Source organism: Bacteroides sp. RCH18 (assembly GCF_058231005.1).
Genome location: NZ_JBIPTC010000002.1, coordinates 1,930,096 through 1,947,425 on the forward strand (window position 1 = coordinate 1,930,096; position 17,330 = coordinate 1,947,425).

General features: G+C 38.8%; 11 protein-coding genes. 1 reads left to right on the top strand and 10 read right to left on the bottom strand.

The features are described 5' to 3' along the window. Positions 1-81: 81 nt before the first annotated feature. The 10 genes from ACHLI0_RS22820 to ACHLI0_RS22865 form a co-directional block, all read right to left on the bottom strand. Positions 82-306: a sulfurtransferase TusA family protein gene (locus ACHLI0_RS22820; RefSeq protein WP_008760553.1), complete on the bottom strand. Its 225-nt coding sequence runs from the start codon at positions 304-306 to the stop codon at positions 82-84. After that, positions 306-623 carry a DUF8442 family protein gene (locus ACHLI0_RS22825; protein WP_008760554.1) on the bottom strand — a complete coding sequence of 106 codons (318 nt, stop codon included), beginning with the start codon at positions 621-623 and terminating at the stop codon, positions 306-308. Before ACHLI0_RS22825 ends, ACHLI0_RS22820 begins: the two co-directional genes overlap by 1 nt. Before the next feature lie 124 nt (positions 624-747). Beyond that, positions 748-3,660: a golvesin C-terminal-like domain-containing protein gene (locus tag ACHLI0_RS22830; protein ID WP_490750101.1), complete on the bottom strand. Its 2,913-nt coding sequence runs from the start codon at positions 3,658-3,660 to the stop codon at positions 748-750. Between the two features lie 228 nt (positions 3,661-3,888). Further along, a complete protein-coding gene (locus ACHLI0_RS22835) occupies positions 3,889-5,880 on the bottom strand; it encodes a glucosamine-6-phosphate deaminase (protein WP_055217359.1) in 1,992 nt (663 codons plus the stop codon). Between the two features lie 139 nt (positions 5,881-6,019). Continuing rightward, entirely contained in the window at positions 6,020-6,805 is a 786-nt protein-coding gene (locus tag ACHLI0_RS22840; RefSeq protein ID WP_130042227.1) for an amidohydrolase, read from the bottom strand. A 136-nt stretch (positions 6,806-6,941) separates the two neighbouring features. Beyond that, the gene (locus tag ACHLI0_RS22845; RefSeq protein ID WP_008760558.1) at positions 6,942-7,496 is read right to left on the bottom strand and encodes a 1-acyl-sn-glycerol-3-phosphate acyltransferase; all 555 of its coding nucleotides are present in this window, start codon (positions 7,494-7,496) and stop codon (positions 6,942-6,944) included. An 8-nt stretch (positions 7,497-7,504) separates the two neighbouring features. Then, complete coding sequence (locus ACHLI0_RS22850; RefSeq protein ID WP_008766192.1) at positions 7,505-7,774, bottom strand: hypothetical protein; 270 nt, start codon at positions 7,772-7,774, stop codon at positions 7,505-7,507. A 324-nt stretch (positions 7,775-8,098) separates the two neighbouring features. After that, positions 8,099-9,853: a family 43 glycosylhydrolase gene (locus tag ACHLI0_RS22855; protein ID WP_490750102.1), complete on the bottom strand. Its 1,755-nt coding sequence runs from the start codon at positions 9,851-9,853 to the stop codon at positions 8,099-8,101. Between the two features lie 37 nt (positions 9,854-9,890). Beyond that, positions 9,891-11,372, bottom strand: a complete 1,482-nt coding sequence (locus ACHLI0_RS22860; RefSeq protein WP_490750103.1) for a family 43 glycosylhydrolase — start codon at positions 11,370-11,372, stop codon at positions 9,891-9,893. Between the two features lie 12 nt (positions 11,373-11,384). After that, entirely contained in the window at positions 11,385-12,845 is a 1,461-nt protein-coding gene (locus ACHLI0_RS22865) for a sugar-binding protein (RefSeq protein ID WP_490750104.1), read from the bottom strand. Between the two features lie 348 nt (positions 12,846-13,193). On the opposite strand from ACHLI0_RS22865, the gene ACHLI0_RS22870 reads away from it, so the two are divergent. Continuing rightward, positions 13,194-17,240, top strand: a complete 4,047-nt coding sequence (locus tag ACHLI0_RS22870) for a hybrid sensor histidine kinase/response regulator transcription factor (RefSeq protein ID WP_490750105.1) — start codon at positions 13,194-13,196, stop codon at positions 17,238-17,240. Positions 17,241-17,330: the final 90 nt, after the last annotated feature.

Consider the following 17,330-nt stretch of genomic DNA (forward strand, 5'->3'; position numbering starts at 1 on the left):
GCAAAGATACGGATAATAAAAAACATCCCAATGATTTTTTTATTCATTGGGATGTTTAACTTCAATCATTAAGATGTTTTTTTAAAACTTCTCATTGATTGTAAATTGCAATGTCATTTGCTCTCCGTCATAGATCTCACGAAAACCGATGCTTTGCTCGGAAAGATATTCCTTTAAGTCCTGGAAAGCATCTGCATGATTCATGATAATTTCGAGCGTTTCACCGAAAGGAGCCTCGCATATAGCTTTGATTGCAGGAATTAAAGGACTGTAAGCTGTTGTTCCGCAGGTATCTACCGTAATCATTATTCTTCCTCCTCTTCCGCATCCTGAGTGGAAAGCCAAGTGAGATAGAGCTTGATGAGCTGTTGCAGGCCGAATGCTTTCATGTTATTGTGATAAATAACATCAATGCAAAGATCCAGCAATTCTTTACTGTCCTCTTCCTGACTGGCAATCAGGGAACGAATATTTAGTTTCAGTTTATCCAGTACGGGTTCGTCTACAATTCCGGTACTATCGATGAGATGGCGGAATAAGGCGTATTTCTCGATTGTTTTCAGATTTTCGCTGGACACCTCTATGCTGCGTGTACCGCTAGGGTTTGCTTGTATAGTATACATCGTTTTTTAGTTTTAAGGGTTATTACTAGGAGCAAAGATAGAATTTAAAATGAAAAACGGATTAAAAAAGCCCGGATATTTTTATCCGGGCTTTCAGAAAATAAATCTTATATCCGTGAGTACTTTATTTCTGAGTAAAGAAACCTAGTATCCCGGCCATAATGCTGGCGCGATCTGTTTCCGACTGAATGCTTTCGAAAGGAAAGCCGAGTACGAAGGTGCGATAGTCTGCTCCTTTGTAAGCAATGCCTGCCGACTGATTGCCACGTGCATAAGTAAATACTGGAAATGCGGGAGCTACCGGAACGATGCAGTCCGGTGCCGTAACAGCATAACTGGTCTCATTGGGCAAGCGGGGGATCGTGATGCTGCGTCCTAATCCATTGATTTGACCGGAGCTTTTATCTGTCAGACTGTTCTGATAACCGTATTTCAAAACTTTCTCTGTAAACTCCCGGTTCCCTTGTGTTCCGCTCATGTCACTTCCCACATACGCACCGCTGACGAACAAATGACCTCCTGACTGGCAATAGCTTGTAATCAGTCTTTGCATCGGTGAAGAGAATGTTTTGTAATATGCTTTGGCTATTGGGTCTTCCTTTTCAAGTCCGAGTATATAGTCTACGATCGGGTAATCTTCTAAAGTGACGATTCCATTCTCTACCGCTTCGTCGCTGCACGAAACAAAACTGTATCTCCCTGCTGCCTGAATGGCTTTTCCATGAATGAAAGGATAATCAAACGTATTTCCTGCTATCTCCATGCCTTCCAGTTCTCTGCCGCTGTGTCCCAGGCTGCCTTCTCCTTCTTTTCCAGCTTGTGAACGGTTGAATCCGCTCTGTGCCCCACAAAAAGAGATATTGGACAAATAAGGTACTCCCGGATCCTGTTCCAGATCAAATCCGGCTTTGTCCGGTGTGTTAATGACAGCCGGACCGCTGATTCTGTCGAATCCATTGATAATCAAGATTCTCTCTCGTTCACGTTTTGCCTTATAAGCCGAAAGGATTTCAGAAGGAAAACTTTCTCCTCCCCGGTTTACGGCTGTCACTTTGAATGAATAGACAAGTCCCGGTTCTACTTTGACACTGTAATAGGGTTTGCTGACCAGAGTTCCGTTGTCGAATCCTCCGTATCCGATGCGTGTATATACCATATATTCCCGTGGACGGGCTGTCGGTTCCAGCGGATCGTCTTCCCCTTTCCAGGTAAGTTCCAGTGTATTTTTCTTTTTTCCGAAATGGATAGCGAAGTTGCTGACCGGAAGAGGTTGTACTACATAGTCTTTGCCATGCTGACTGTTTATAAATTGCAGGATACCCTTGTAGATAGCACGTCCTACGGTAAACTTGAAATTCGGATTATGACCGAGCTGCATATCTGCAAAGTTCTGATGAGAGAGCAATTCGATAATCGTGGAAGGAGTAGCAGGAAGTCGTGTCTCACTGTAATTCCGGTTCCACATGCTGCGGCGTGTCCATGGTAGATTGTAGTTCGTACGAATATCTTTCTGAATTTGAGTCAGCAGGATATCCGCAAGATCACGTGAAGCATATCTGTCCATTCCCGAATTTAGTTTGCCATTATTGAAATCGGTGGTATAGATGCCGAGCGAACCGATGATTTCATCGTCTTTACTGCATCCTGCGTCACTATGAAGTGCCATAGTCATTTCCAAAGGTACACCTAAACCCGCTTGTCCCGGATTATAGACAGAGCCTCCCGACAGATAGTTGATTGTATTGGAACGTGTATTGATATCGTCTGTATAATCGTTTTCTCCTTTACGCCCGGCATATACATCGTATGGCATACCGGCCCACTGGGATGAATATCGTGCTCCTTCCAGATAACGGGGGAGTCCGCTTATTTTTCCTCCGCGAGAGATATTACCCATTCCGCCTCCGAAGCGTACGGCATCTGCACACACTACGCCATGCTCGCTACTTTCATTACTCAGTACAACCATACCGTAGTCATTATTTCCTTTGTCAAACTCAAAAGTTCCGAGATACACCCAAGTACCGCCGCCTATTTTCTGATTGACCTTAAATTCTGTGACACCCCCATTATGAAAGACGAGGTATTTGGCATCGCTCACGCTATTGGGTAGTGTCTGATATGAAACATAAACCGCATATTTTCCGGTTGCCGGCAGGGTAGGTACCCATTCGGCAAAAGCCTGATCCTTATTCCTTTTTTTCTTCTTTTCTGTTTGGATATATCGGCTGGTACCGTCAGTGAAAGGGTTTTCCCCATCTTTGTAAATGGCTTTTTTCTGGGCGAATCCTTTCACGGAAGTAGTCGTCCAGCGTGCCTTCTTACTGCCTGCTTCCAGGTAAAGGGAAGCATTCGGAGTATCGTTGTCAACGATGATTTCATTCTTTTGTGTATCCCGTTCGCGAGGAGTATACACTATGGCACCGGCATTTTCCAACATCGGAATGACATATGGAAGAATGAAAGATTGAGTGAACATATCTTCTGTAGTGCAGAATAATCGGGGGCGTTGCCATCCCCATTCGCCTTTGTCATTCTTATAGTAATTACCGTGACTTTGCCAGAGGGCAATATGCCGGTCCTGCAATCCTCGGGATATCTCATTGGGGCGGGAAGTGTTTTTCACCCATGGAGCACCTTTGTATTCGGTGTTCAGCGCCATTCGTTCTTTATCCTTTTTCTTGCTTCTGTACAAGTTGGGAACTAATTCTTCAATGGGCTTTCCATCTGCATAAATGGTGATCTGATAATAGTTTACCGGACCGGGGAGCAGTTCTTTCATCTGATTGTAGATGGTTTCTACCGTTTCCGGCAGAAATGGCTGGTAGGCGAAGCTTTCCGAAGCATAAATCTGAATGGTTCTGCGGTCATAATCAATATCGAAACTGTTCAGTTTCGGTGTACTGATTTTAGCTGTCGCTGTGTATTTGGCAAAGTAATCCGTTAACCGCTCTTTTATATTTCTCTCAATGTCCTGAGCGAAGAGAAGACTGGTGCCCATTGTCAGGCACAGAAGAAAGACTATTATTTTTTTCATCGTTCCACTCTTTAGGTTGCATCCTATGATTATCTATGTCCGCCACTTTCCCCTTGATGGCATTTCCCCTTTTGGAAGGAGAATACGAAATGAATCTCGCGTTCATGTAAGTCCATTGCATTCTGTGGCAAAATCTCCTGCAAAAATAAACAAAAAAAGAGTGGGAAGTATCGAACTGCCCACTCTTCTTTGATTGTTTTATATTCTATTAATTAAGAATTTTCTTTCTTATAGAGGAATGTATTCTACAAATGCCTCCATTGCCTCATACGATGCCAGTCCTAACTGATCGTACAACGTTGCTGTGCCACGGTTACGGTCTTCGCTACGTTGCCAGAACAGACGTTCGTCATTACCTAAGAACGGAGCGCTTTCCATCTGTGACTGATGCTTCAGGATAGAATTACGTTTTGCACGAAGCTCTTCTGGACTGATAGGCACAGCCATTTCGATGTTCTCAATTTCCCATTCTGCCCACGCACCACGGTACATCCAGATACGACAGTCTTTCAACCATTTGGCTCCTTCTTCTTTTTCAAGATCGACAGCAGCGAATACGGCATCCGTACATACACGGTGTGTGCCATGCGGGTCAGCCAAGTCTCCGGCTACGAAAATCTGATGAGGCTTCACTTCACGAAGCAGGTTGCGTACGATCTCTACGTCAGCCTCGCTAATCGGATTTTTCTGAATCTTACCGGTTTCATAGAACGGCAAGTCAAGGAAATGTACCCGATCTAACGGAATATTATTGTATGAAGAAGCGGTACGGGCTTCACCACGACGAATCAAACCTTTGATAGTCAGAATGTCACGGCTGTCCATATCACCGTCTTTCTTTTCTTTCAGGAATTTGCGTATTTCTGCATATTTCTCGCTGATTACCAAATCTTCGCTGTTATTGAAAATCTGATTGAATCCGTTGATGAAATGCATGAAACGAACCACTTCCTCATCACCTACGGCAATGTTACCGGAAGTTTCGTAAGCTACGTGTACCTCATGCTTCTGTTCTACCAAGCGGCGGAGGGTTCCTCCCATGGAGATAACGTCGTCATCCGGATGCGGAGAGAAGATGACCACACGTTTCGGATACGGTTTGGCACGTTCAGGGCGATAAGTATCATCGGCATTAGGTTTGCCGCCCGGCCATCCGGTGATGGTATGCTGCAAGTCATTGAAAATCTTGATATTTACATTGTAAGCAGAACCAAACAATGCCAGAAGTTCGCTCAGACCGTTTTCGTTGTAGTCCTTGTTGGTCAGCTTCAGAATCGGTTTGCCTGTCAACTGGCACAGCCATACGATAGCGCTGCGGATCAGTTTATCATTCCACTCGCAGGATGTTACCAACCATGGACGTTGGATGCGTGTTAAGTTCATGGAAGCCGAAAGGTCGATCGCTACATGAGCATTGTTGTGAGTTTGCAGATAAGATGCAGGAATAGTGTCGCTAATCGGACCTTCCACACATTCTTTGATCATTGCTGCCTTATTTTCCCCCCATGCCAGCAAATATACCTTTTTAGCGCCAAGAATGGTAGATACTCCCATTGTGATAGAACTGATCGGAGTATTTTCTATCGTTCCGAAAATCTTGGATGCTTCGTTGCGCGATGCATTGTCCAATAAGATCAGACGTGTGGTAGAGTTCAGACGTGAACCCGGTTCGTTGAATGCGATATTACCTACACGACCGATACCCAGCAGGGCAATGTCAATACCTCCGAAACTTTCGATGCGCTGTTCGTACAGACGGCAATATTCAAAGATGGTATCTTTGGCGATGGTTCCATCGGGAGTGAATATATTCTGTTTGTCAATATCGACATGATCCAGCAACATTTCTTTCAAAGCATTGAAGTTGCTGTTGATAGCATCGGCTGTCAACGGATAGTATTCATACATATTAAATACGATCACGTTACGGAAGCTCAGTCCTTCTTCCTTATGCATGCGGATCAGTTCCGAATAGACATGACTGGGTGAGTTACCTCCGGGGAGTGCTAGTACGCAAAAGCGTCCTGCTTTCTGTTTTTCGCGGATGGTTTGTGCTATTTCGCAAGCAATGTAGTTAGCCCCTTCTTCTACAGACTCATAAATGTCTGTAGGTATTTTCTCGAGTCTTGTCAAGACTGATTTTTCAAATGCATTCTCCGGTCTGTAGTATCTGGGGGAGACCCTGTGGAGAGTGATTTGAGAACTAAGATTTGTTTTCATAAAGTTGTTAATTAAGTTATGTAAGATTAGAGTCCTTACGACTGTATTTTCACGACAAAGATACAAAAGAAGTCTATATAATTAACTACTAACTTCTAGGTATTGTTGCACCTTCAAATCGTTTTTAACATTTGTTTTATCACGAATGGCGGAGTTGGAATTCGTCTGCATCTTTCCATACCGGAAACTTTTCTCTGAACTGATGAAGTGCGGTCAGATGAAGCGTAGCAGTTGCTATGCCCTCCGTTTCGTCGGGCACGGAGGCCGCTTCTTCTCCGAGCGCTGAATAGATTTTGCTTCCTCCGTTGTATTTCAGATGATATCCGTCTATACCTACTCTGTTGACCCCGCATACGTAACACTGATTTTCCAAGGCACGGGCACGAAGCAGTGTATCCCATGCCAGACGGCGGGGGATAGGCCAATTTGCTACATATATTAATAGGTCATATTGATTGGCTACGTTCCGGCTCCACACCGGAAAACGAAGATCGTAGCATACAAGCAGGCAGATATTCCAGCCACGGTAAGGGATAATCAGACGTTCATCGCCTGCCGAGAAATGTTCTGCCTCACGTCCCATGCGAAACAGATGGCGTTTATCATAATAGAATTCTTCTCCTTCCGGCGTCAGAAAGAAAGCGCGATTGTAATATCTTCCGTTGTCTACAGTGATATAACTCCCGCAGATGGCCACTTGAAACAAAGAAGCCCATTGTTTCAGTGCTGTAATCGTCTCACCGGAATTTGCTTCCGCCAGCATATCACTCTGCATACTGAATCCTGTAGAAAACATCTCCGGTAAAACAACAATCTCCGTTGTTCCACGGAGACTTTGCAGCTTCTCGTGGAGCAAACGGAGATTTTCTTGTTTGTTTTCCCAAACGATATCGGTTTGTACTATGGAAATACGAATCGAATCCATGATGCCTGTTTTAAGTAATAGGGAATAAGTAATAGGTAATAAGGAATAAGTAATAAGTAATAGGTAATATACCATGCGGAGCAGCATTTCAGCAGCTACGATTAATACTTAATACCTATTACTTATTACTTTATTCTTAAAGTTCTCCAAGTGCAAAATTCTCAGGATGTTTTCCTTTGAAATCCTTGAAGTACAGTTTGATTTCCCGCATATCTTTATTAAGATCTCCCGTCGGCATAATTGCTTTAGTGGACGTTATGGTCTTTGTACTGTAGTCAATACCGATCAGAACGATAGGTACTTGAGCCTTAAGGGCGATGTAATAAAACCCTTTTTTCCAGTTCGGGTTCGCCTTGCGGGTTCCTTCGGGTGTGATAGCCAGATGAAACTTTTTGCATTCAGCAAAATGATGAACCATCTGATCAACTAACGAAGTTTTCCGACTACGGTCTACGGGAATTCCGCCTACAGCTTTAAAAATAATTCCTAACGGAAAAAAGAACCACTCTTTTTTCATCATGAAACTTGTTTTACGGCCTAATGCTCCATAAAACAGTTTTCCAATAAATAAATCAAGGTTCGTTGTGTGTGGTGCGGCACATATCACGCATTTATCATAATTAGGTACCGTAACGTTTGTCTTCCAGCCTAGCAGGCGGTAATAGATAAAGCTATAAATTGCTTTCTTCATTCTGATCTTTAATTCAATTTCCCGATGGCCTCAATAATCTCGTTAACTTTTGCATTGAAATCTACTCGGAATTTCTTATAAAAGCCTTTCACATTGCCCGGCTCTGTATGGCTGATGCGGCTGACAAATTCATCCTGCATTCTTAAAACTTCAGCCATCAGTTCATCAGCTTTAGCCTTGTCAGTACCAGGGATAAACATACTATTGATTAAGCACTCGGTGAATAATTCTCCTGCGATATAGTTTACGTTCTTTTTAAGTTCTCTTCTACTTGCCATAATATTTACATTTAATGGTGAATAATAAAAATTACTTGGGGTAAAGATAGGGACTTTCTTTGATTCTAGCGAATATTGCAGGGAAAAAATAAAATGTGGGAGCTTTTAATATCCTTTTTATATGTATATAAGCATTTCTTTATTATAGCCTCTTGTTTGTATTTGGATCGAGAGGGCAAAATAGGGGAAAACTTGTTTTTCTATGAAAGAGGATACGTGAAAATATTTATTGATTGAGAGGTTGTTTTTAGATAGTTTCCATAATAAAAAAGCAGTTATCTATTTATACAGATAACTGCTTTTTAAAAGAGTTTGCTTTTTCTTTTATAATGGTTTCCCGTAAGCGGCAAATTCATAAATGCCGTCTGCCCACATGGCAGAGCTATTGTGATGTACGTTGACAATCCCATATATGCGAAGTCGTAAATATCTGTAGGATGCAGGATCTTCAACATTCAGAATTTGAAATCCTACCTGCCAGTTCAATTTGCCATCGACGAGCATTTTATAGCTTTTTCCATCCCGACTCCCCTCAATTGTATATTTGTAGGCAGTTTCGGAGCCGTTGACCAATCTTGTTGAAAGATTTATTTCTGAAAACTTAGCTTCCTTCTGCATATCTATGATAAACATATAAGGAGATCCTGTGGCTGCATTTGAGCTTTTTTGGAAATAGGGAGAGGACTCCAGGGCTGCTCCGTCTGTAAGGCAATCGGCTGTGACTCCTTTTGCTCCGGGAACAGCGGCTGTAACCGGAGTATTCAGCGTTAGATTCTTACCATTCTGGACGGGAATGATTCCATATTTGTCGTTAAATTCCAGATATCTGTAATAATCCATTGAGGCATATCCTTTATTGAATGCAGCTATTGAAATTCTGGGAAAATTACCGGCTGGAGTTTTATATTTCCGTTGTGCTCCCCAATGGTAACTCCATACTCCACAAGTCTCTCCGACCATACTGATTCTATTGAACTGTGCATCAAAAGTAGAATTGTTGCCAATTTCTCTCATCGGTGTCCACTCACCGCCTAGATCAGTTGCAGAAGTATACATGGTCTGGCTTGGATACCATCCGGAAGCTTTAGAACTGAAAAAATAGTATTCTCCATCTTTTTTGATGATTGCGGGAGTCTCTCTATGTAACCCCTTACAAATGGTATTGACTAATGAAATAGGTTTGGTCCAGGAAGCATCCAATTTATAAATATTTATATCGTTATTCATATTGGTGGCGGAAAGAAGATATGCTGTATTATCGTCATCAATGAAAAGTGATTGATCTCTGGACTCATATCCCAATGGTCGTTCCATCGTACCTACTTCTAGTTTGCCTTTCGGAGTAATCTGTGCGAGATATATTTTAGCTGCAACATATCCGTTTTGATCTTCATAATGTGCAGATAAAACGACTTTTCCGGTCTTTTTATTATATCGGATAGCGATACCCTCAAAATTTACATTGGGATAAAAAGCTAGTTCTCTGGGTGTACTCCAACTTCCGTTTAGTCCTGTTGGGGAGTAACTTTCGGAAACCTTCCATCCATTAAGTGTTTGTCCGTCCGCCTCTTTTTCAACTTTCTCCATCTTATAAGAGAAATAGAGATCTCCTATTTTAATACCTTGAGGCTTATTGGCAGATTTTTTGGTGAGATATTTGCCATTGAGATTATCATACACTTTCGTCTCACCACTGGGAATAAAGGTGGTAGCTTCCTGGGAAACGGCTGTTGCCACTTTTTTTCCATCTTTAAAGGCCTCTACATGGTAGGTAAAGGTTTTGCCTGTTCTCAGGTCATAATCGTCATAAGTATTTCCTTTGGCTTCTCCGATCAAGTTTCCGTCCCGGTAGATTTTATAAAGGTCGGCGTCCTCCCGCTGCATCCAGTTCAGCTTTACGTTGCTGACTTTCTTTTCACCGGCAAGTTTAAATGCGGTAGCAGTGATAGCCCAAGTGTCTATGTTCCTAGTTGCTGATTCTTTAGGTTGAGCTGCGAACGAGGAAAGTTCCGAAAGGCTGCATAAACATACAAAAATGAATATGAAATAACTTTTTGTCTGTTGACTCTTGATGTTCATAATGTAACTATTTAAATTTATCTGAAACGGATGGAAGTTATTTAACTCCCATCTGTTTCAGATTGTTAGCTCTGTAAGCGGCAGAGAATATATCAGCTTCCTTATATTTGTATTTATTCGAATCAAAATATATGGCGAAATCCTGCATCTGTTTTTTAGAATATTCCGTAAGGTACAGGTTTGTACCATTAAAAGTATTTGAACCGGAAACTGTAACATACTTCTTATCTTTCAGATTTTGTATCTGATAATAACCATCTTCTTGTAGGTTGAATACCCAGCATTGAGCATCATCTTTCTTCTCGGGATTCAGGCGTAAAGTTCCGAACAGTGATTCCAAAAACTTTCCGGTTTTGGTATCTTTTATTTTATATACGTTGGGTATATTAGTCTTTATAAACTCCAGACTTAGATTGATGTCATCATCATCATCCGCTATACTGAAACCATTGGCAGGTTTAGACACTAAACGATCAGAGGTCTTTTCTAATAATGAGTATATATTACCGGGTATGATTTCTGCAGCTCTTTTATAGCGATACATACTATTAAACACGGTTAAATCCCATTGATCATACCATTTTACGACAGGATAGCCTGAGCGCATACTAATGGGCAACCACACATGATGAGACTTTCCTACATCCTTAGAGTTCCAACGGTCACCCATGTATATATAAGCTTTTTCTTTACCCTCCACTTTAAATACATAACAGCTTTGGGAGTTGTAAGTAACTTGTTTGAGTTTGTCTACAGCAAAATTATTCCCTGTTGTCCAGTTCCCCAGTATATCAGTACTGTAGGCACTTTTCCCGGGATTGGGTTCCCAGCCTGTGCAACCGGAAAACAATCCAAAATACATATCCCCAACCTTAAAAATAGCGGGTGCCTCATATTTAAGTCCCTTTAAAATTTTAGTTTCTGTCGGAGTCGGCTCCAGATAATCGTCTCTAAGTAATGCAATATTCATGTTGGTATTCATATCCGTAGAACAGAAATGATATGCTTTCCCGTCTGTATCTACGAATAACGTCTGATCACGGGACTCGTTTTTATTAGGGCGAAATGTTTTGTAAAGTACATAAGGCCCCATTATTTTATCGCTTGTTGCTACACAAACACGTGCAGCTCCATATCCATCTCCACTTTCCCAATGACTCCACATTACCCATTTCTTAGTTTGGGGATTATAAATTACTTTGGGACGTTCGAACAAACGTCCCTGCGATATATCATTCATGTCTTCTCTGGCTTCACCTGTCGTTTTCATCGACAACCCCAGCCGTTTCCAGTTGTATAAGTCTTTAGATTGATAACAACTTACCCCATTTGATTTAAAACCTGTTCGATCTTCTCCAAACCAATAATAAGTTCCTTTTTCGTAAACGACACATCCACCGTGTGCGTTAATTTGCTCCCCATCTATGTCATTCCACAAAACACCCGGACTGATCTGGGTGTTTTGTGAAAAAATAGAGGTGAATGAGAACATAAAGCAGATAAATAGAGTTATTCTCATGTTTTCGTTATTTTAGTCTTCAATATTAATAGTTATTTCGGGCTGTGCAGGGGCATAGGCTCCAGATTCGTCAATTGTGAAATATTCCACATCAGCAGTATTATCTATAAAACCGAATTTGGGCGAGTATGTACGTGATGTGCCGGTCAGTTTAGCGTTGTCTACACGGACAGCTCCGATATCATTTCCCCATCCTCCACGTCCTACTGTAAAGGATACGCGAATTTGGTTACATTCGGCAGAAGTAGTATAGTCCATTGAATAAGTTTCCCAGTTGTCACTGGCAATTTCTGTTATGACTTTTTTTTCAGGGTCTTGCACTTCTTCTATAATCATTTTACCGGTGAGTTTTCCTTCTTTTTTTGCTATTCCTCCTTTTAATAGAGCAGATAGTGTGTAACTTTCATTCGGTACAACATCTACCACTTGCATTAGGATACCATCACTCCAACCAGTTGCCCATTTATAGGGTCTAATTTCAAAAACATGATTGTCTAGGTCCTGATTATTATCAATTTCTTCAGGAAGAATTTGTTGTTCTGAATTCCAACGGTCGCTAATAACAACATCCCATCCTTCCACTCTACTAACTAACTTCGTTTCTGGATTTATATCAAATTCTCCTTCGAAGTTTGGGTTCTTTAAAAGATTTTCTACTGGTTTGCCAACTTTCTCTGCAAAGTTTGGCTGGGGAGCGTAGTCTATAATTCTAACGGAATCTACAGGAATTCCATCTCTGTAAATGAAGGCACGGTTATCTGGTGTTATGGCAAAACGATAAATATGTGCTTGTCCATCATTATTATAGAACTTACCTTTTCCTCCTGCTTTTCCATTTGTTGCAGGATTGGTAATTTCTTTTTTGTAGGCATTGAATAATCCGATTTCATTAGAGGTAATATATGCTTTGAATCCATAACCTTTTTCGTTTACAAAATAAGGATAAAAGCTTTTCTCCGAGTCATCTGTTTTTATTTTGAATTCGATAGTATATCCTTTTGAATTTGGAGTGAATGCTTTGGTAAATTCCGTATCATTTCCTTTCTTATAAACAGGAGATGCTGCAATGTCTTTCACTGGAAGGGCAGTTCCAAATCCTTTTACTTTTATATATGAACGGATATCTCCACTTCGCAGAATAATTTTCCCTTCAGTCAGTCTTTTAGTACTGTTTAAGGTCACTTTCACTTTTTGTTTCCCGGAGTTGGCTGCTATAACAGTCGGAGTTACGGTGAAACCGTTTGGAGCTGTAATTGTTATTTCTTTGTCGAGTAAAGCCTCGGAATTGACAATGAAGGATGATGATGTGTTTGTACCATTAATCGTTAGTAATGGTAGATGTTCCTCTGTTGAGGTTTGTAAGGCTTCATTTTCTTTTTTATCATCTTTGGGTTGAACTGCATAAGTAGCTGTTGTGCTAATTGTCAGCAATGTCAATGATAAAAACATAATCTTCACATATTTTTTTTTCATGATACAGAAATGTTTTATAAATTAATTATTTATGATTGAACTAATAATCTGTGTTTATTTCTTGCTTACTGAATAGTATAACCAAAATTGATTCGAAATATCAATAGCTTGTTTCCTGTTTGCAAAATTGCTGAATCATATTTATATATAGGTGCTGGAATGATTCAAATACGTATAATTTTAAGTTATCTGATTATAGTGGGATAAAAATCATTCAGAAAGGTTTAAAAATAGACCACATATGTTTGTGGTAGTTTTAAATTAATATATTTTAAGTGATTTATGAATAGTGATAGCTATCTTTATTTTAATATTGCACAAGAAATACGTCTTTATATTAATTCTACTATGAAACATCAACTGAAATTTTATATAGTACTGTTTTTTATTCAATTATTTCCGTGTGCCTTTGCGCAACAAATGTCGGTATCTACGCTTCCGTTAAATAATTATTTGCCTTCAAGTACTGTTTTGCGGGTTCATTGTGACCGGGAAGGCTTTTTGTGGTTAGGAACTAAAGACGGTTTGTGTCGGTATGATGGCTATCGATTACTTGTTTTCCGTTCTGGATTGAAATCACCGGATCTTTTGACGAATAATGAAATTACTTGTATTGCGGAAAATAAAAATGGATATCTATTTATAGGAACTAAAAAAGGTATTAATATACTGGATAAACGAACTTATCAGATAATACCAGTTACACACAATGATTTGAAGGATCAAGAGATTCGAACAATGATAGTGGATAGTGATGGATGGGTATGGGTTGGAACATTAACTTCTGTTTTTCGTTGTTCTGCCGATTTCTCATATTGCAAAAGATATGATTCTACTTTGCCTGTTACTAGTGTGAATTCTATTTATGAAGATGCAGATAAGAATATTTGGGTAACTTTATGGGAAAGGGGATTACATCGATATAATTCAAAAACAGATTCATTTATTGCTATGCCTCAGATTGGAGATTTAAATAATCCATTTAAAGTTTTTCAAGATAATAAGAAGCAACATTGGATTTTAACATGGGAAAGCGGAATCTTTTTACTTTATCCAGAGGAGAAAGATGATTTGATGTATAGTCATGTAGATATAAAAAGTAATGAACATTGGGATAAGAATGGTTGTTTTAGCATAACTCAGGATGATAAGTATGGTTATATATGGATTGTATCTACACAGGGACTTTATGCACTTCAAAAACGTCCTGGAAATATAATTAATACTGTTGATATATCTCATATTTCTTCTAAGTTAAATAATATTTTTAGTGAAATAGTAAAAGATAAGTCAGGTAACTTATGGATTGCTGCTTTTAATGAAGGAGTATCAATGATTGATTTAAATAAACCATTAGTGCAGAATTACTCTTTTCCTGTTATTCGGGAAAAGACGGGGTTTGTTACAAATATAAAGAATATATATGAAGATAAAGAAGGAGATTTATGGATAGATCAGAATCGTTGGGGAATAGGAATTTATAATCCAGATTCTAATAAACTTCTCTTTTATACAGATATCCCTTCTCTAAAAAACATTGCTAATCTGAAAAATGTAAGCTGCATTACCTCTGTTCCATTGCTTAATGAGATTTGGCTGGGTTCTGAGTATTATCCGGAAATTTACAAGGTGAAGAAGGATAAAAAAGGAGTAGAGCTATTGGGAACTTTGAAGTTAACAGATTACGTAGATAATTCAGGATTTCCGCGTTTATTTTATACTGATAGTAATCATAATCTTTGGGTGGGAACAACTAAAGGTATTTTGGTTAAACCGGCAAAGGAAAAGATACTTCAAGACACTAAATTTCCATTTGTAGATATAATAGGAATTAGAGAAGGTAAAGATGGTTCATTATGGATTAGTACAAGAAAGCAAGGTGTGTATAATGCTAAAATATCCTCTGATCTGACATTAGAAGAAAAGAATTTAAGAAATTTGAAAACTCATGCAGAAGGAGTAATAAGTGATAATATTGGAGCAATCTGTGTGGATGATAATGGCTTGGTGTGGATGGGGAGTCAGGATGGAGATGTGTTCACTTATGACCCTCAAACAAATAAAGTGGAAAACTTATCCGATATGTTTGATATGCTTGAAGAAGGTATTTTTAATATTATAACAGATCAGTTGGGACATATTTGGATTTCTACCAATAAACGGGTAATTGAATACGACCCTAAAAATGGTGGTATCATGGACTACTCGACAATGACTGATGTGATGGTAAATTCTTTTATGCCTAATTCTTATTATAAAACTCGTTCTGGGAAAATACTGTATGGAGGAAATAAAGGAATCTCAGTATTTACTCCTTATGATCATTTGTCTGATAATCCTCGTAGAATTAGAACGATGGTGTCAGATGTCAAGATAGATGGTGTTTCTAGTCTTTTGGAGAAAAACAACCAACGTTTTAATTTAAGAAGTCAGATCATTTCTTTAAATGCAGGAGATAAAAATATTGAGATAGATTTTTCTTCTTTAAATTATGCGTTTCCTGACAAAATTAAATATGCATATAAAATGGATGGAGTTGATGATGATTGGGTGTATGTCAGAGGCGATCGTCAATTTGCATTTTACAATCAATTACCTAAAGGTAAACGTACTTTTTATCTAAAGACAACTGATGTAAATGGTTTATGGAGCAATTATATAGCAGAAGTTCAGGTGTTTAAACAGCCAGCTTTCTATGAAACATTGTGGGCTTATTTATTTTATATTGTGTTTACACTTTTATGTCTGTATCTTTTCTATCATAGGATGAAGCGTCGTATTCAGTTGCGGCATGAACTGAGAATAGCTCAGATAGATAAAGAGAAGTCAGAAGAATTGGTGCAAACTAAATTACGTTATTTCACAAATATATCACACGATTTATTAACTCCCTTAACTATTATTACTTGTTTGATCGATGATGCGGAAATGACGAATGGTAGTCGGATTTCGCAGTTAACTATGATTCGTTCTAATGTGAATAAATTACGTAGACTATTACAGCAAATTTTAGATTTCCGTAAGGTGGAAAGTGGGAACATGAAATTATCTGTATCAAAAAGTGATGTCATATCATTTATAGATGATGTTTGTAAGATACACTTTACTCCACTGATGAGAAAGAAAAATCAAACCTTTACATTTTTGACTGAAGATAGACATTTGATGGCTTATTTTGATAGAGATAAACTAGATAAGATAGTATCTAATTTATTATCTAATGCTTACAAATATACAGCTAATGGTGGAGATATAAAATTAATAGTAGATTCATATTGGGAGTCTGAAAATCATCATTTGCGAATACAGGTCGTTGATACCGGAGAAGGTATTGCTCCTGCTGATTTGGAGAATGTTTTCAAAAGATTTTATACAATAAATAAAGGAGATGAAAGTGAATCTAATGGGATCGGGTTATCCTTAACAAAGGATTTAGTGGAGTTACATCATGGCACTATTAATGTTGAAAGTGAATTAGGTAAGGGAAGTACTTTTACTGTAGATCTTCCCATTAATAAAGATAGTTATCAAGAAGATGAATTAATATCAGAACATATTTCGGCAAATGGCATAAATACGGATCTTATTTTAGAGAAAGAAGCATTGGCTGATTCACAGGTTGGTGAAGATACGCAGATAGCTGACGTTCATTTGTTATTGGTGGAGGATAATGAAGAATTGTTGTTTTTGATGGAGAAAATTCTATCCAAGCATTATCATGTGCTTATTGCAAAAGATGGATTAGAAGCTCTGAACGTTATAAAAGATAATGAAATAGATATTATTATAAGTGATGTGATGATGCCTGAAATGGATGGTTTAGAGTTTTGTCGCGCTTTAAAGTCAAATTTGGAAACCAGTCACATTCCTATCATATTATTAACAGCTAAAAATACCGTGGAAGATCGCATTGAATGTTATAATGCGGGAGCGGATGGGTATATATCCAAGCCATTTGAATTAAAAATATTAGAGGCTCGTATTAATAATTTTATAATGCATAAGAAAAACAAACAGGAAGAGTTTCGTTCTAATGTAGAAGTCAATATTGATTCTTTAGAACCTTCTTCTATTGATAAAGAGTTTTTGGATAAAGTGATTTCTGTTATAAATTCAAATATGTCGGAAGGAGATTTTGATGTGGTTCAGTTAGCGGACGCATTAGCTGTGTCTAAGTCTTCTCTTTATAGGAAAATGAAATTAGCAACAGGACTGTCACCCATTGAGTTTATTCGAAATATAAGATTAAAACATGGAAGTCAATTATTGAAGGATAAATCAATATCTGTAGCAGAGGTAGCTTATGAATGCGGATTTTCTAATCCTAAATATTTTGCAACCTGTTTTAAAGAAGAATTTGGCGTAACTCCAAAGGAATATCAAAAATCTTGTTAGGATAAAAATAATATGAACTTAAAATACACAAGTACGCGTCTTAATGGAAGATGCGTACTTTTCCATATATCAATGATCTATCCCATTTGA

Bases quoted from the DNA above. Each gene is read 5' to 3' on its own strand.
- ACHLI0_RS22825 (WP_008760554.1), bottom strand. From the start codon at position 623: ATGTATACTATACAAGCAAACCCTAGCGGTACACGCAGCATAGAGGTG.
- ACHLI0_RS22840 (WP_130042227.1), bottom strand. From the start codon at position 6,805: ATGGATTCGATTCGTATTTCCATAGTACAAACCGATATCGTTTGGGAA.
- ACHLI0_RS22865 (WP_490750104.1), bottom strand. From the start codon at position 12,845: ATGAAAAAAAAATATGTGAAGATTATGTTTTTATCATTGACATTGCTG.
- ACHLI0_RS22855 (WP_490750102.1), bottom strand. From the start codon at position 9,853: ATGAACATCAAGAGTCAACAGACAAAAAGTTATTTCATATTCATTTTT.
- ACHLI0_RS22845 (WP_008760558.1), bottom strand. From the start codon at position 7,496: ATGAAGAAAGCAATTTATAGCTTTATCTATTACCGCCTGCTAGGCTGG.
- ACHLI0_RS22820 (WP_008760553.1), bottom strand. From the start codon at position 306: ATGATTACGGTAGATACCTGCGGAACAACAGCTTACAGTCCTTTAATT.
- ACHLI0_RS22835 (WP_055217359.1), bottom strand. From the start codon at position 5,880: ATGAAAACAAATCTTAGTTCTCAAATCACTCTCCACAGGGTCTCCCCC.
- ACHLI0_RS22830 (WP_490750101.1), bottom strand. From the start codon at position 3,660: ATGAAAAAAATAATAGTCTTTCTTCTGTGCCTGACAATGGGCACCAGT.
- ACHLI0_RS22860 (WP_490750103.1), bottom strand. From the start codon at position 11,372: ATGAGAATAACTCTATTTATCTGCTTTATGTTCTCATTCACCTCTATT.
- ACHLI0_RS22850 (WP_008766192.1), bottom strand. From the start codon at position 7,774: ATGGCAAGTAGAAGAGAACTTAAAAAGAACGTAAACTATATCGCAGGA.
- ACHLI0_RS22870 (WP_490750105.1), top strand. From the start codon at position 13,194: ATGAAACATCAACTGAAATTTTATATAGTACTGTTTTTTATTCAATTA.